General features: G+C 39.4%; 11 protein-coding genes. 2 read left to right on the top strand and 9 right to left on the bottom strand.

Going from position 1 to position 15,190, the window contains the following annotated elements:
• Positions 1-527 precede the first annotated feature (527 nt).
• Together D7Z94_RS20790 and D7Z94_RS20795 are read left to right on the top strand one after the other, a co-directional pair.
• Positions 528-3,551 carry a SusC/RagA family TonB-linked outer membrane protein gene (locus tag D7Z94_RS20790; protein ID WP_211341823.1) on the top strand — a complete coding sequence of 1,008 codons (3,024 nt, stop codon included), beginning with the start codon at positions 528-530 and terminating at the stop codon, positions 3,549-3,551.
• Between the two features lie 36 nt (positions 3,552-3,587).
• On the top strand, positions 3,588-5,225 hold the full coding sequence (locus tag D7Z94_RS20795) for a RagB/SusD family nutrient uptake outer membrane protein (RefSeq protein WP_211341824.1): 1,638 nt from the start codon (positions 3,588-3,590) through the stop codon (positions 5,223-5,225).
• Between the two features lie 145 nt (positions 5,226-5,370).
• Here D7Z94_RS20795 and D7Z94_RS20800 read toward each other — a convergent pair whose 3' ends face one another.
• The 9 genes from D7Z94_RS20800 to D7Z94_RS20840 form a co-directional block, all read right to left on the bottom strand.
• Positions 5,371-6,225: a glycosyltransferase domain-containing protein gene (locus D7Z94_RS20800; protein ID WP_120713548.1), complete on the bottom strand. Its 855-nt coding sequence runs from the start codon at positions 6,223-6,225 to the stop codon at positions 5,371-5,373.
• Positions 6,226-6,258: 33 nt separating this feature from the next.
• Entirely contained in the window at positions 6,259-7,173 is a 915-nt protein-coding gene (locus tag D7Z94_RS20805; RefSeq protein WP_120713549.1) for a lantibiotic dehydratase C-terminal domain-containing protein, read from the bottom strand.
• Positions 7,174-7,188: 15 nt separating this feature from the next.
• Entirely contained in the window at positions 7,189-8,229 is a 1,041-nt protein-coding gene (locus tag D7Z94_RS20810) for a glycosyltransferase (RefSeq protein ID WP_120713550.1), read from the bottom strand.
• A 211-nt stretch (positions 8,230-8,440) separates the two neighbouring features.
• The gene (locus D7Z94_RS20815; RefSeq protein ID WP_120713551.1) at positions 8,441-8,686 is read right to left on the bottom strand and encodes a grasp-with-spasm system A modified peptide; all 246 of its coding nucleotides are present in this window, start codon (positions 8,684-8,686) and stop codon (positions 8,441-8,443) included.
• A 673-nt stretch (positions 8,687-9,359) separates the two neighbouring features.
• On the bottom strand, positions 9,360-10,391 hold the full coding sequence (locus D7Z94_RS20820) for a substrate-binding domain-containing protein (protein WP_120713552.1): 1,032 nt from the start codon (positions 10,389-10,391) through the stop codon (positions 9,360-9,362).
• A 76-nt stretch (positions 10,392-10,467) separates the two neighbouring features.
• Positions 10,468-11,073, bottom strand: a complete 606-nt coding sequence (locus D7Z94_RS20825; RefSeq protein WP_120713553.1) for a 3-keto-disaccharide hydrolase — start codon at positions 11,071-11,073, stop codon at positions 10,468-10,470.
• Positions 11,074-11,097: 24 nt separating this feature from the next.
• On the bottom strand, positions 11,098-12,189 hold the full coding sequence (locus tag D7Z94_RS20830) for a DUF6807 domain-containing protein (protein ID WP_211341825.1): 1,092 nt from the start codon (positions 12,187-12,189) through the stop codon (positions 11,098-11,100).
• A gap of 8 nt (positions 12,190-12,197) precedes the next feature.
• Entirely contained in the window at positions 12,198-13,556 is a 1,359-nt protein-coding gene (locus D7Z94_RS20835; protein WP_120713555.1) for a Gfo/Idh/MocA family protein, read from the bottom strand.
• A 19-nt stretch (positions 13,557-13,575) separates the two neighbouring features.
• Positions 13,576-14,949, bottom strand: a complete 1,374-nt coding sequence (locus D7Z94_RS20840) for a 3-keto-disaccharide hydrolase (RefSeq protein WP_120713556.1) — start codon at positions 14,947-14,949, stop codon at positions 13,576-13,578.
• Positions 14,950-15,190: the final 241 nt, after the last annotated feature.

Here is a 15,190-nt window from a genome sequence, read left to right on the forward strand (position 1 = left end):
ATCAATTAAGGTTTGGGTTCATTTGTTATTATGCAATAAACTGAATCAAATCTGGCAATATTCTACTTTTTTTTGTCAATAATCTACGTGTTAATTTTTTTATAAAAAAATGAATCCCTATATTCGGTAACGTTAACGTAAAATATGTGTACGTTAACGATTGTGCGAAAAATCATATAATCATAGCGTATTGACAATTGGCCGTTCCTATAAACTGGCTTAGAAAATCAGACACGTTTTAGTGCAACAAAATAACCCAACAACTATTACCATGGTATGCAGAAACAAAGGCCCTTAAAAATCCTTCCTCTTGAAACAACTTTCTTAACAGGAGAGTTCGATTTGAACAAATTCAAAAGAAAAAACTAAAATCTCTTCAACTAAAAAAAGAAACAACTAACAATAAATATGATATGAAAAAACTACTCTCAAAAAAACCTTTGCTCCGGGCAAGAAGTTTTTTGTCCTTATTCATATGTTGCCTTATAGGCACTTATTCAATGTTTGCCGATGAAAACTCTGGCAAAATGAGCAATTCGATTGAAGTTTTCCAATCCACCGTAACGGGTATTGTTTACGATGAAAATGGAAGCCCGTTACCTGGTGCAAGTGTTGTAATAAAGGGGACAACAACTGGTGTTGTAACCGGTTTTGATGGGGATTACTCCATTGATGCCGCTGCCGATGCCGTTTTGGTATTTGGCTATGTAGGTTATAGTTCCCAAGAAATAACGGTCAATGGAAGGTCTACCATAAACGTTAATATGGAAATCGACGCCTCTCAATTGGATGAAGTGGTCGTTGTTGGATATGGTACCCAAAAGAAAGGTGAAGTAACGGGTTCCATATCTACTATCGGGGCCGAATCCATTGAAAAAATTCAAACCGCCAGTAGTATTGATGCCATTAAAGGTCAGGTTGCTGGTGTTGATATTCAGGCCAATGGTGGACGACCAGGTGAAAATTCAACGGTACGTATACGTGGTCGCCGATCTATTTCGGCCTCCAATGACCCATTATATGTCATTGATGGCATTCCCCAAATAAGTGGTAATGCAGCGGTCGCCGACATCAATCCACAGGATATTGAAACCATGAACGTACTTAAGGATGCAGCGGCAACGGCTATTTATGGGTCCAGAGGTGCCAATGGTGTTATCCTTATTACCACTAAAAGAGGCCGTGTGGGCGATACCAAAGTAAGTTATAGCAGTCATTTTGGTATTACCTCCGCAACCCGTTTGGTCGATATGATGAATGGGGAAGAGTTTGCGGCCTTAAAACGGGAATCCAGAAGAATAGGCGCCACAGATGCGGACCGATGGAATGGCCCTCTCGCACCGGACGAGGATGTTTTTGACGACCCTATTGAACTGGAATCCTTGGCCTTGGGAAGATCCACGGACTATTTAGATTTGGTACTTGACAATGGGTGGCAAACCAACCATCAAGTTAGTGTTAGCGGCGGTTCCGAAAAGACGACATTCAATACGTCAGTTGGTTATTTTAATGAACAGGGTATCATTAGCAACATGGATTTTGAACGTTTTACAGGAAGGCTTAATCTTGACCATAGGATCAACGATATTTTCAAAGTGGGGATGTCGTTCACCGTTTCCCACTCCATCCAAAATTTTGGATCCAATGCCGTGATGGGGGAAGCCTTGGCCAATAACCCATTGGGTGTACCTTTTGATGAAAATGGAGACCCCATATTCTTGCCCACCAATGATGGTATCCGAACCAATCCATTAAGCGAGTTGGTGGATGGGGCTTTTGTCGATGAAAGAAAGGTAACCCGTATTTTTGCTCCGGTTTATTTGGATATCAACATTGCCAAAGGCCTAAAATGGACTACCAACTTCGGTCCTGATATTCGTTACAGAAGGAGAGGTGAATTTAGGGGCAGCTTCACAAATGATAATCGAGGCGCTCCAGCCGATGCAGAAGTAGAAAACCTTCAAAACTTTGGGTATACTTTGGAGAATATTCTGAACTTCAACAAAACATTCAATGAAAAGCATAATGTAGGGGTCACCCTGCTCCAAAGTATTCAGAGTTCAAGGCAAGAAACCTATAAAGGTGAAGTTTCTAACATACCCTATGAGGAGCAGTTGTTCTATAATATGTCTACGGCATCTGTAAGGGGCAATATCGACTCGGATTTGGAAGAATGGACTTTGGCCTCCTTTATGGGAAGGGTAAACTACGATTATAAAGGAAAATACCTTTTTCAAGCCTCACTTCGTGCGGACGGTTCTTCACGTTTGGCGGAAGGTAGAAAATGGAATTACTTTCCCGGTGTATCAGCCGGATGGCGAATTTCTCAAGAGGACTTTTTAATAAATAGCAATACGATTTCCGATTTGAAGTTAAGGGTCTCTTATGGAGAAGTAGGTAACACCTCGGTAAATCCATATCAGACACAAGGAACATTGGAAGCTACGGATTATGCCTATGGCGAATTACTAGCCTTAGGTTTTTCACTCAGCGATATCCCGAACAGTAATCTAGGTTGGGAAGTTTCGAAGACCATAAGTGCCGGTGTCGACTTCGGATTGTTGAACAATCGAATTACGGGTTCCTTGGATTATTACTCTACCAAGACAGAAGATCTTTTATTGGATAGAACCCTCCCCCCCTCCTCGGGATATTCCAGTGTATTCCAGAATATCGGCTCTACGGCGACAAAGGGATTTGAGTTCAGCGTTAACGGAGATGTCATCAGTAATCCCGGTGGTTTCAACTGGAATGTTGGTTTTAACATAGCTACTTATACAGAAGAGATTACCGACCTCCCCTTAAGGGATGAGAATGGTAATCCGCTCGATGATATCGGTAATAAGTGGTTCATTGGTCAGCCGGTAAATGTTTTCTTTGATTACGAAAAAATTGGAATTTATCAAGCTAATGAGGTTGACCTCGCAGCCAGTGCCGAAGGTAAAGTGCCCGGGGAAATTAAGCTAAGAGATCAAAATGGTGATGGTGTCATTACTGATGAGGATAGGATTATCCTAGGAACGGACATACCGGATTATTATGGAGGTATCACCAATACGTTTGAATATAAAGGGTTTGATCTTAGTTTCTTCTTTTATTTCCGTCAGGGTCAAATGATACGTTCCCGTTTTCATGATAGCAATAACGCCTTATTTGGGAGATATAATAACTTGGATGTTGACTTCTGGACCATAGATAACCCAACGAACGAGGCACCTCGGCCAAATGAAAATCAAGAAAGCCCCAAGAATGGTTCTACCTTGTCCTATTTTGATGGTAGTTATCTTAAACTCAGAAACTTGACACTGGGGTATAACTTCCCGAGTTCCTTGACCGAAAAGCTCAATATTTCTAACTTGAGGTTGTTCGTTGCTGGTCAAAATCTATGGTTTTTATCGGATTATGAAACTTTTGATCCTGAAGTATCTGAAGAAGACGACTTGCGACGAGATGAAGAAACCGGTGAAATCGAAGAGAGAGGTCTGGGTGTATCCAGTAGTACAGTACCTAGTAATAGAATGTGGTCTATAGGGCTAAATGTAACTTTTTGATAAAAAAATGGTATTGTTAAACAAGATAAATTTAAAATGATGAAAAGAAAAAAATATACATTCTTGCTTTTAGCGCTGCTGTTTGTAACGCAGTCTTGCGATGATTATTTGGAAGAAGAGCTCATATCGGATGTCTCTTCCGGAACCTATTATACCACTGAAGCTGGTTTGGAAGATGCCGTTGACGCTACCTATTCGTGGTTAAAGCGTTTTTACGGCCCGGAAATAGGCTTTACCATGACCACTTTTGGTACTGACATCTTTACCAACGGTTCAGACGGTGGCCACAAAAGGGTAAATTTCTATGATCAATCCTTCAATGCCACTGAAAGCTATGTGAACGATATGTGGCGTGACTGGTACCGAGGCATCAATCAAGCGAATGCCGTAATCGGGCGTTCCGTGGATGTGGAAATGGACGAAACCCAAAAAACCATTTGGGTGGCCGAAGCCAGATGGTTACGTGCCTTTTACTACTATGATGTGGTAAGAACCTATGGAGATGCACATCTTAGTTTGGATGAAACCATTGGCGTGGAAGTAGAGGCCAATAGAACTGCTGCTTCCGAGATTTATGCGCAGGCCATTATCCCAGATTTAGAATTTGCCATCGCCAATTTGCCGGATACGCAAGATGAATACGGTAGGGCCACGAAACCTGCAGCGGAATTTTTATTGGGCAAAGTATTGCTAAGACGTGCTCAGACATCATTTGCCGCCGGAGATGATGCAAGTAGGGCAGAAACATTGTTTAGCAATGTTATCAATAATTATGGTTTTGAACTACTGTCCGATTATGCCGATCTATGGGATATCAACAATCAGGAGAATTCGGAAATTGTCTGGAATTTGACCATTGCCAAATCATTGGTAGATGAAGGCATAGATGAAGAAGGTCACCGAGGGCACCTTTATTTTTTGATGGAATATGATGTGCGCAGGGGAATGACCAGGGATATAGCGAACGGCAGACCTTGGAAAAGGTTTAGGCCTACCCCATTTTTATTGGGACTTTGGGATCGTACTGTGGATGCAAGATATGATAAAGGTTTTAAGCACGTTTGGTTCGCCAACAGGGAAGTTTCCGATGAAAGGGGGAATCTAGCAATTGGTGACACAGCCCTATTTATTCCAGGTCCAGGCCGGGATATTGATTGGCCACAAGTCAGAAAGGATGCGGCACCTTATGTTGTATATACCGCCGATGACTATACGGAACGTATTTTTCCTTCGATGAACAAATGGATCGATCCAACACGCCCTGGTCGTCAACATGTACAGGGACAACGCGACGTTGTTCTTATGCGTTTGGCGGACGCCTATCTGTTACGTGCCGAAGCTAGGCTTCTTCAGAACAATACGGCCGGTGCAGCGGATGACATTAACGTTGTCCGAACAAGGGCAGCCGTACCGGGACAAGAAACCGCAATGCAGATTACTGCTGGGGATGTCAATATGGATTTCCTATTGGATGAGCGTGCTAGGGAACTTTTCGGCGAGCATGCCCGTTGGTGGGACCTGACACGTACCGGAAAATTGGTGGAACGTGTAAGGTTGCATAATATAGAAGGTGGCCCGAACATACAGGACTTCCATGTTTTAAGGCCGATAGGTCAAGATCAAATTGATAGAACCGTTGGTGGATATCCTCAGAATCCAGGTTATCCACAATAACAATCTTGTTTGGTTTAGTTTGAGTTAGTTTAGTTTACCCTCCTGTCTATCTATTGGACGGGAGGGTTTTTCATTGCCTTAACTACTAATCCAAGCATATCCGGAAGACCTTAAAGCGGTTTATGTTTGTTCTTAGAATACCACATTAGTCTATTTCTATAATTTGTGGTTGGCCAACAACTCTTTTGGACAATACATTAATTATCCAGTTGGGAAAAAGGCCTTCTTCAAATAAGGTTTGAAAGACATGTTTTAAAATAGGATTATTAAAATGGACATGTCCTATTGTTGATTCATCCAGAGAATCCAATTCAATCTTAATTCTACCAAGTTCCTTTTGATAAATTCCACTATGAATACCGTTATTAAGATAATCTTTACGGTGCTTACGGAAATATGCCACCGGAGTTCCGAAGCACTTGAACAATTCGGAGTTTTTATCCAACACTATTGAATTTTCTTGAGAAAGAAAAATTAATGACCAATAATATTGATTGCTCCAGGAATACCTTTTGTCACAATTTTCAATGAATCTGGTGCTAAAATCGTATTTGGAACGTAGTATCCAGCTCGGTGGGGTTTTAAAGGTTTTCAAGAGCTTCAAAATTGTTGAAACCGAACCTATATACCCACCGCTATTTAGAAATCTAAACTTTCCATGATGATTTATTTGATTGTATGCACTGGCAAATTCTTGTTCCGGCCAACAGTTGGCTTCTGCAGAAAATAAAAGACTATCCTTGTATTTCGACCATTTTTTTAAAGAGGATTCCGGTGTATTGAGCAGAAACGTATCATAGGCGTCCGTAAATAAAATGATTTCGTCCTCTTTTAGGGTTTCCAAATAGGCGATCAAGGCCAAATCTTTCATTCTATGGCTATCCCACGTCGAAAGCAAGTTTAAAATTATCAATTCATAGCCAAAAAAATTACATGATGGAATTAGAAGGTTCTTTAGGTTAAAATTGTCCAAATCCGTTGCAACGGTAACTACTTTCATACGATTTTTTGATTTTTCCTAAAAAATCACAGATTAATTCATTTGCCTGTTCACGTCAAAATCCTGTTTTTCATACCCCATACCTCCCTCAATATACTCAAGTGCATCTTTTAATAAACAATATATGCTAAGTGTATTCCTTGAATTTAACTTAGTAGTTATACGGTTAAAGACTTCATGGAACAAATTGTACAACTCCAACGAAGATCTTTGTTGATTTTCTTGATCTATCCCATGGATAATTTGCCTCCATTGGTTCTCCCATTCCGAATCGTATTCAGTATTCCAATTTTCTCTGCAAGAGCTTATATAGTTACAAAGAGTTTCTTTATTATCTTCGAAGGCCCTTTGGTTTTTGGTTCTGAAATCACTCCATTTCTTCATATCATACGTATTCCGTACCGTTTTCAGATGAACGTTTAATAGGGCAATAATCTCTTTATTATCCAATGCCAATGTGTTAAAATATATCAGCAGTAATTGAATAATAATTTCATCGAGGTCCTTAAGGACATTTTTTCCAAATTCCTTAAAAATTTGAATAATAAGTAGGCTAATTTGCCGTTCGAATTTTTCAGATTGAAAAAGCGTACTGGGAAACCAATAATCGAAGAGACCATAGCGTATTGTATTATTCTCAAAGTCCATGAAGAGGAAGGAGTCATTTCCTTTTTTGAAATCTCTTAGGTCGGAGGGAAAGCACTGAATAAAATCATCAAAGTGAAGTTTTGCCTTATCAGCTATGGCTTTTGCTGCTTTTTTGTTTACACGTAATACCAACCTAATGTGGTCTCCCCTTAATTCGGACAAGTTTATGGCATAAGATAACAATCCTTTGGTTTTGGTCAGAAATGGCCTTACTCCCTCGGTTAACAGTATGTCCCAATTTTCACTATTATAAAAAAGTGAAATACATAAGTTGATCGCAGTACCCCTTTTTGGCAACATCCTTCCCAAAAATAATTAGTTAAAAATCTCAATTTCGCATTCTCCAAAGAAGTTGTTATTCACCACCGGTTGTCCTAACTCTATATTTTTTTTCATCTTTAGTCTATTCTTGATTTCAGAATGGAACATAACCAACGAAGAGTACATTTTAGCATCTAGAATTTCAAGATAGTTCGGATCTGATATCAAGTTTAGGGCTTTCAAGTCCTTAAAAAGAATACCACCACTCTGCGTATAAGATCCAAAAGCCCAACTATTATCCAATATTCGGTACTCATAATCAAAAGTATCTCGTTCGATGAAGAGGTTCTCGATTGATTTTGAACCGTAGGTTCTGTTCTCTACCACCTTACACTGGTGGACCTCATTACTATTCAGCACATACAATAACTCGGAAATTGAAGGGGTTTCATGGCGTAGATAAATTTTCTTTATCCTATTCTTTTGATTTTGGTTTTTCAACCGCTCATCATCATCATGTGTTACGGCAGTTAAGAACTCTTTTTTATCAATAAGCTTCTTTTTTCTTCCAAGCATCTCCAGCCTATTCGCAAGATCAAAATCCTCAAAACCATACATGTCCATAGATTCGTCGTAACCCCTCAACTTATTAAAATCTTTTCTGGCCATACCTATTCTGCCATAACAATCTTTCGTTGCCCTTTGCTTATCAACGGCCAGATATATGTCGTTTTCCTCATGAAATTGAGTGTTAATATATTCCGCAAATCCTTTGCCCATAAAATTATCCGCATCCACATTGCAAATGATATCGTTTTTAGCTTGTTTTGCCACTACATTTTTTGAATGACTCCATAAAAAATACTGGGGTTCCAATGTTCTTATGTATTTTAGAATGTCCAAATCAATATAGCGTGCCATTTCACCCATTATCCATTCATGCATTCCATCTGTTGAATTATAATTAAGAACCACAAATTCCAGATTACCATAGGACAAATTATCTTCAATGTTCCTGGGCAGTGTTTGCTTTAGAAAATTTGTTCGGTTCATACATACCGTACAAAATGAAATACTTCTTTTGTTGGCTTTCATGATTTTAATACTGCTGCATTTCCTTTATCTCCAAAAATTTTTCGTTCCAGTTTGGTTACGACCATAGTCATTAGCATAAAAATATCACGGAGCATATGGCTAGTAGAAAAAAATACTGGAACCTTTATCCACAGTGATAATTCCTTAATAAGGAATAAAAGAAAAGTCACGATTTTTTAAAATCGTAACTTTCCCATCTCCTAAGGATAAATCAACCTCCTCCACACTGACCTGACCAATAGCCTAAGCCCTCATTCGCACAGGCAGAAACGCAAGGATAACTACCGCACATGGAGAACGTTTGGAGAGTTACAGAATCCCAACCTTGTGAATGCGGATCAGATCTACAATAACAATAATATCCACCATCATAACCACCAACAACAGTCTTTTGTTGTTCTTTTTCAAGAATCTTACCCTCTACAAGATTCATCTTGTTTAAACTTAATTTTTTCATGTCAAAAAATTAAAAGCATTAGATTTGCCCTGAACATTTAAGGACCATCAAGGTTTTGGTCCATGCTTCGCGAAAGCAATAGGTTCACACGGCTAAGGGTTTTCCTTAGCCGTTTTTTATTTTCTTGAAAATATAATTGACATCTTCCATACTGAATTTTCTGGATAATTCTTATCTGCTGATAAAAATTGTATTGGATGTTCACAATGTGACCTTACGACGTATTCTAAAAAGTAATCCGTAAAATTAACACTTCAACTAAATCAGGAATAATCAATAAATTAATAAGATTTATAAATCATTTTTATTACGAAAATACTTACTTAAATATAATAATTAATACATACACCTACTAACCTATTTAACATTAATTTTCTTAATAAAATAAGACATCCTATTAACCTACAAGGAATAGGTGTTATTTCCCTAAACTGGTCAAATATTAGCTTTTCGTATGAGTTATGGATCAATCAAGAATATAAAAAAGATACTTCCATCTTTGGACAAATGAATCCTTTCCACCTGCTGGAACGATTAAAAATCCAGGGATAACACTATTCACAATAATCGTTTTAATTGTGATTGTTGAAGTTAGTTTGGTTTACCTCTCGTCTATTGTAGCATATAGGAGGGTTTTTCAACATATTCTAGGACATTCAACATGATACCGCAATCAAAGGGTAGCACTATTCTCCTTGACAATGATTTCTACAGGAATATCAAGGTTTAGTTCCGACCTATCTTGCTTGGTAATGAAGTTAAAAAGGCCCTTTATAGCAGCATAACCCTGGTATTTGGGTTGTTGGTTGATCAAGAAGTTGATTTTATCTTCCTTTAAGTATTCCAAATTCTGATTATTTAGATCGAAACCAACAATGAAGGTATTTTTCACTTGGTACTGTTCCAATATTTTGGGAAGTAAATGCGATTTCGAATTTGTTACAAACATTCCTTTCAGATTGTCCTTGCCGAACCAATCCTCCATTTCAGCCGTTACTTTAAATTCATCGTTCAAAGAGTAGTTAATCGTATGAATCGTTACCTTCTCGTTAATGGTATTAAAAAATTCCCTAAATCCCTGCTCACGCTGTATATTGTTGGCATGAATACCCCGGTCATTTAACATATTGATTACGAAATAATCACCTTTAGCCCCTACAAGACCATGAAGTAATCTTCCAGCCACCCTACCCGCTTTATGCGAGTCCTGGCGAATGAAACAGGCAGGCCCTTCTAGTTCAATTTCGGTATCCAAGAAGATTATAGGAATCTTTTTTCCTTCAGCGCGTTTAAGCAACGAATTGCTTTCTTTTTTAAAGAATGGTACAGTTACTATAGCATCATAGTCTTTTAGGAAAATCTGTTCGGCCAGATTATTGAAAGAAGACGAATCCAAGAACAAATAATTGTCCACCGCTACTCCTAATTCCCTCAATTCTTGAACTGCCTGCTCGATACCTTTTTTTGGGAGTTTCCAATAATTCCATTTATTTTCTGCCTCGGGAATCAATATGGCAAATTTTATCTTTTTAACCGAGGCTAATTTCAATCGACTGGCCGTTGTATTCTTTGTATAGCCGATTTCCTTGATAACCTTTCGCACTCTTTTTTCGGTCTCTTTGGAAACGCCTTTTCTATTGTGCAATACACGATCTACCGTCCCTATCGACACGTTTGCAAGTTCCGCAATTTTCTTTATCCCCATGCTTCCCTAAGGAATTAGTTGGTTTGGTAAACTTTTAATATACAATGTTTTACATAAAATAGCAATATTAAAATAGTTACAATTCAGCTATTGAAATGTTCTTGAATTGTATGGTCATCTCCCTTCCCGGATGCAGTTGAAGACCAACAGGACCTTTTAAATTGGCTTCTTCAAGAATGTAATTCATTACTTCTTCTCCATTGAGCCATACTTTATAGGAATTGCCAATAGTCATGGCTTTTATGGTATTCCAGCCATCCATTCTCAAAAGTTCTTTAACGCCGTCGGCTTCTACTGGGTATCCTGATTTGGGCACGTAAGGGGAACCCGTCATATCTCTTTTCAAAGAGCCCGATATACCGATTTGAATTTGTACGTTCTTCTCATCCTCTCCTCTCATAAAAATACCCGAGTCAATAGTCCCTTCTCCGAATTTAAAATCCAATTGAACAACAAAATCCTCGTATTCCTTCTTCGTCCATAATATGGAACCTTTTTGATCGGGGTCACTTTTTGCCCAAAGTGCTTCACCATCAATTCTCCACCAAACATTATTATCGGGCACTTGCCACTTATTAAGGTCAGTACCATTAAATATGGTCTCCATTTCGTAGTCGGTCCCTTGTCCGAAATTCATGACTACGAACATCAATGTGCAAATAAGGGAATACATGGACTTCATTTTTCTAATTTTTAAAATTTAAGATTACTTCGTATTGAACTCATTAAATGAAGTATTTAACGCATTGTTGGTCAACTTGGAACCATTATGAATTAAAATACGATAATTAAAAGTTACCGATTCATTTTTGTTCAATTTGAAGTTTAAGGTTTCCTTTCCCTCAGAAAAAATAGCCTGTCCCAAAGGATTGGCGGCAAAAAGTCCGTAACCTCTGGCATGCCAGTAGGTGGGGTATCCTATATTTTTCTTATGGTCCAGTATAGTGATGGATGCGGTTTCACCCTCGATCTCGCTTTCTAATTTAACCCATTTGTTGCGCGTACCCCAGACATCATTTCCTGTTAGACCTTCACTGCTAAAATAGTTGCCATTTATACCTTCATTATTCAAGGCCTCCACTTCCGTTACGTTTCCCTCAGCATCCGTATAGAGTGCCGGTTTATCCGAAACCAATTCCAGTTCTCGCGCTACGCGAATGCCAATCATTCCTTCCTTGTTATCTTTAAAGGAAACATCCTTCAAGGCATTTAGGGTTGTAGAACGGTCTATGATTCTGGTGTTCTCCTTTTCGGAAAATGTAAACTCCGTTATCTCCTCCATCAAATCAATATCTTCCGGTGAACGCCAAATTGCTTTTATTTTCAAGATTCCGTTATCTTCATCACTTTGCAGAATTTCCTGATGGTAAATTGTACCATACTTGTGTTTTTTCTCCTCAGGAATTGCATAGGAATTGTTCCAAAAATCCAATCCGTTTACATCCCCATAGTTTAACCAATGCCCTGCGTGATGTGGATGGTCAACACGCTCATTGGGTCTAGGGTCATAGGGAAAGCCTCGGGTAACCGTTTTGCCGCTTTTGGTAATGAGCGGGTACAAAATCGGTTTGGGAGTTTGTCCGTCATAAATATAGCTCGTGAACGGCCTACCATCAATCGTAATATCTATTTTCCTATTTGCATCATCCTTTGTAAATTTCACTTTAGATGATTCTTGTACCTCCTCTTCGGATATCGTGTTATTGATAGTAGCTGTATTTTTTACCTCCTTACAAGAAATCAGCAAAAATATAAAGAGCATGTAATAGCTAAATGTCCGCTTAAATAAACTCAACATATCTTCCATTAATATTTGAACACCTTTCCACCGGCCAGAACATCTTGATTCTTTTCGTCGAAAGTGGCCTTTAAACCAGTTCGAAGCGCAGCAGTGGTCATGATATTGGCGATAGAATGATTATACCCAGCTTCTACCGGACCATTGGTGGTCTTACGGCTACGGACACATTCCATCCAGTTCAGCATATGCAATGAGGTCATATTATCCGCACCGGTATTGGCCGATGTCACCACTTTTGGGGCATTTTCAGAAAGATTGAAGCCATTTAATTTATTCGGTTTCATCCCCATGGCACTTGCGTGTCTCTTGGACAACCCACCATTATCGCTCACTTTGTTTGTGTCCAGGTTCAACTCCCCGGCATTGGAATAATAGATTTCCTTGGTACCGCCTGCAGAATTTGTAAATCGAGAGGAATACGTTACCTGAAATCCGGAACTAGGGTCGTTAGAGGGGCCATAATCAAAAACAGCGGACATGGTATCGAAGTTCTTACGACCGTCCTTCCATAAATAAATACCGCCGTTGGCCGCTACACTTCTTGGATGGTCCAAACCAGAGAACCAATGTACCGTATCAATCTGGTGGGACATCCATTGACCAGGAATTCCTGAAGAATACGGCCAGAACAGACGATATTCCAAATATTTTCTCGGATCCCATTCCGCTGGAGGCCGATTCATTTGATAGCGTTTCCAATCCGTATCGGATTCCTTTATTTCGCTAGTCAATTTTGGTAAACGCCATCTACCAGGTTGATTTACGTTCCAAGTCATTTCGACCATTACGATATCCCCAAACTTGCCGGACTTTATAAAATCCGAGGCAGCATGATAATTGGCACCGCTACGTCTCTGCGATCCGATTTGAAAAACGATTCCGGAATCCTTCACAGCCTTAATCCCTATACGGGCATCTTCCATGGTTTCTGCAAAGGGTTTTTCACAGTATACATCCTTTTTAGCATTGGCAGCTTGTACCGTGTGGAGTGCATGTTGAAAATCAGCCGTAGAAATAATTGTTGCGTCGATTTTGTTCTTATCATACATTTCCTCATTGTTCCGCCACTGCTCTACTTTGTTTCCTGTCTTTTCCTTTATATAGGCCGCTCCTTCGTCACGTCGTCTGTTCCATATGTCGGATACGCCTACAATTTCAAAATTCTGAGCCTTGCTATGCCCATTAAAGGCAGGAATCAGGGCTCCTTTTGCCCTATTCGAAAATCCCACAATACCAACACGAACCCGGTCGTTAGCACCAATTATTTTTTTATAGCTCTTGGCAGTCATAGAGCCGGCGCCCAAAATGATTCCACTTGAAGCTAAAGTTGTTTTCCTTATAAAATTTCGTCTTGTCCTATTCATGATCGGTTGATTTTTTTTGTTAAAATTCTCTTATTTTGATGCTCCTAAAAGAAACCTCATCTCCATGGTCCTGTAGTAGGATAAGCCCTTCGGGAATGCGACCGAAATTATCCCATTTTTCATATTTGCTTTTTTCTACCAGTGCCTTGAACATTTGACTAAAGCGATCGAATTCGACCACCTTGATCTGGTTCAACCAATGTTCAACATGGCCTCCCTTAACCACAATCCGGGCATTGTTCCATTTACCCACACCCTTAAAATTTTTGCCTCGGGAACTGTCGGCATTCTCGGCCCGTATTAAATCATACAGCGATCCTACCGTTCGGTTACCATTCTTTCCTTGTTTGGCATCAGGGTGTGCTTTGTCATCTAGCACCTGAAATTCCATGCCGATTGCTGAACCTTCACCTTTATTAAGCTCGGAATCCACAAAATATTTGATGCCACTATTAGCGCCTTCGGAAATCTTAAAATCAACACTCAACTCAAAATCCTTAAAGGAATCTTCCGTCACAATATCACCGCCATTTCTAGATTCCGCTCCATCCGAAGAGAGTACAGTAAGAGCACCGTCTTTTATTTCCCAGCCTTTTTCAGGAAATTTATCCAGCTTGGCCCCTCTCCATCCATTGGTAGTTTGTCCATCCCATAACAAACGCCAGCCCTTACGTTTATCGTTATCAGTAAGTTGATTGGCCAAGTAACTGATTTCGGGTACATCTGGATCAACTCCCTTTCTTGAGTTCTCCAGAGCGGTCGTCTTAATCTTTATGTTTTTCCACTTGACGATTTTACCTTCCAAACTTTCATCACGGATACTATGAACTTGAAAGGCGATAAAACCTTTGTCGGTGGTGTCGTCCACCAAATTGGCACATTGAGTATCATTGACCCATGTGCGAATGGTATTGCCAATAGCCTCTATCCTATAATGGTTCCATTGACCGGGAACAAAGGCATTCCGTCCTTTTGGATTTCTCGAGAGTGGATAAAGCCATCCATTTCTGGCTTCATCGTAAACCCCTCCTGCCCATTTTCTTGAGCTTGTTTCAATTTCGCATTGATAACCGTGTACCCTGCCGTTATTGTAATCCGGCAAACTTAAACTTCGAAATTGAACCCCGGAGTTCAATCCATTTTCAACAAATACATCGAACTCCAATATGAAATCGCCGTATGTTTTTTTCGTCGCCATAAAACTGTTGGGAGTGCCCAGCTTGGAAGTTCCGATAAGCTGTCCGTCCTTAATTTGATATTTGGCATTTCCATTCAGCTGTTCGAAATTTTTTAGGTCTTTCCCATTAAATAACATTTCCCAATTGTCTTGGGCCGAAAGGGAAATTCCTGTAAAAAGAATAATTGATAGCAGTAGATTGCTTGCTTTTTTCATAAGTGTTTCTTTTGTAAGCTTTTGATTATTTGTTATGTTGGTTTAAGGTCAAAAACAACAACCGTTAACGTTAACGAATGTAAAAAATATTTTAGCCTTTAGCAAGATTAAACCGTATTCTTTAATCTCCTAGAATCTCAGGAGCCTTTTAAACGTATTGCTCTAACTAAGATGATGCAAATTGTATCTTAACCTCCTTTGCTAACTTTAACCAGTATGCTGGCACTAGCATTGAATATGT

It is taken from the genome of Ulvibacterium marinum (genome assembly GCF_003626755.1).
GTDB lineage: Bacteria > Bacteroidota > Bacteroidia > Flavobacteriales > Flavobacteriaceae > Ulvibacterium > Ulvibacterium marinum.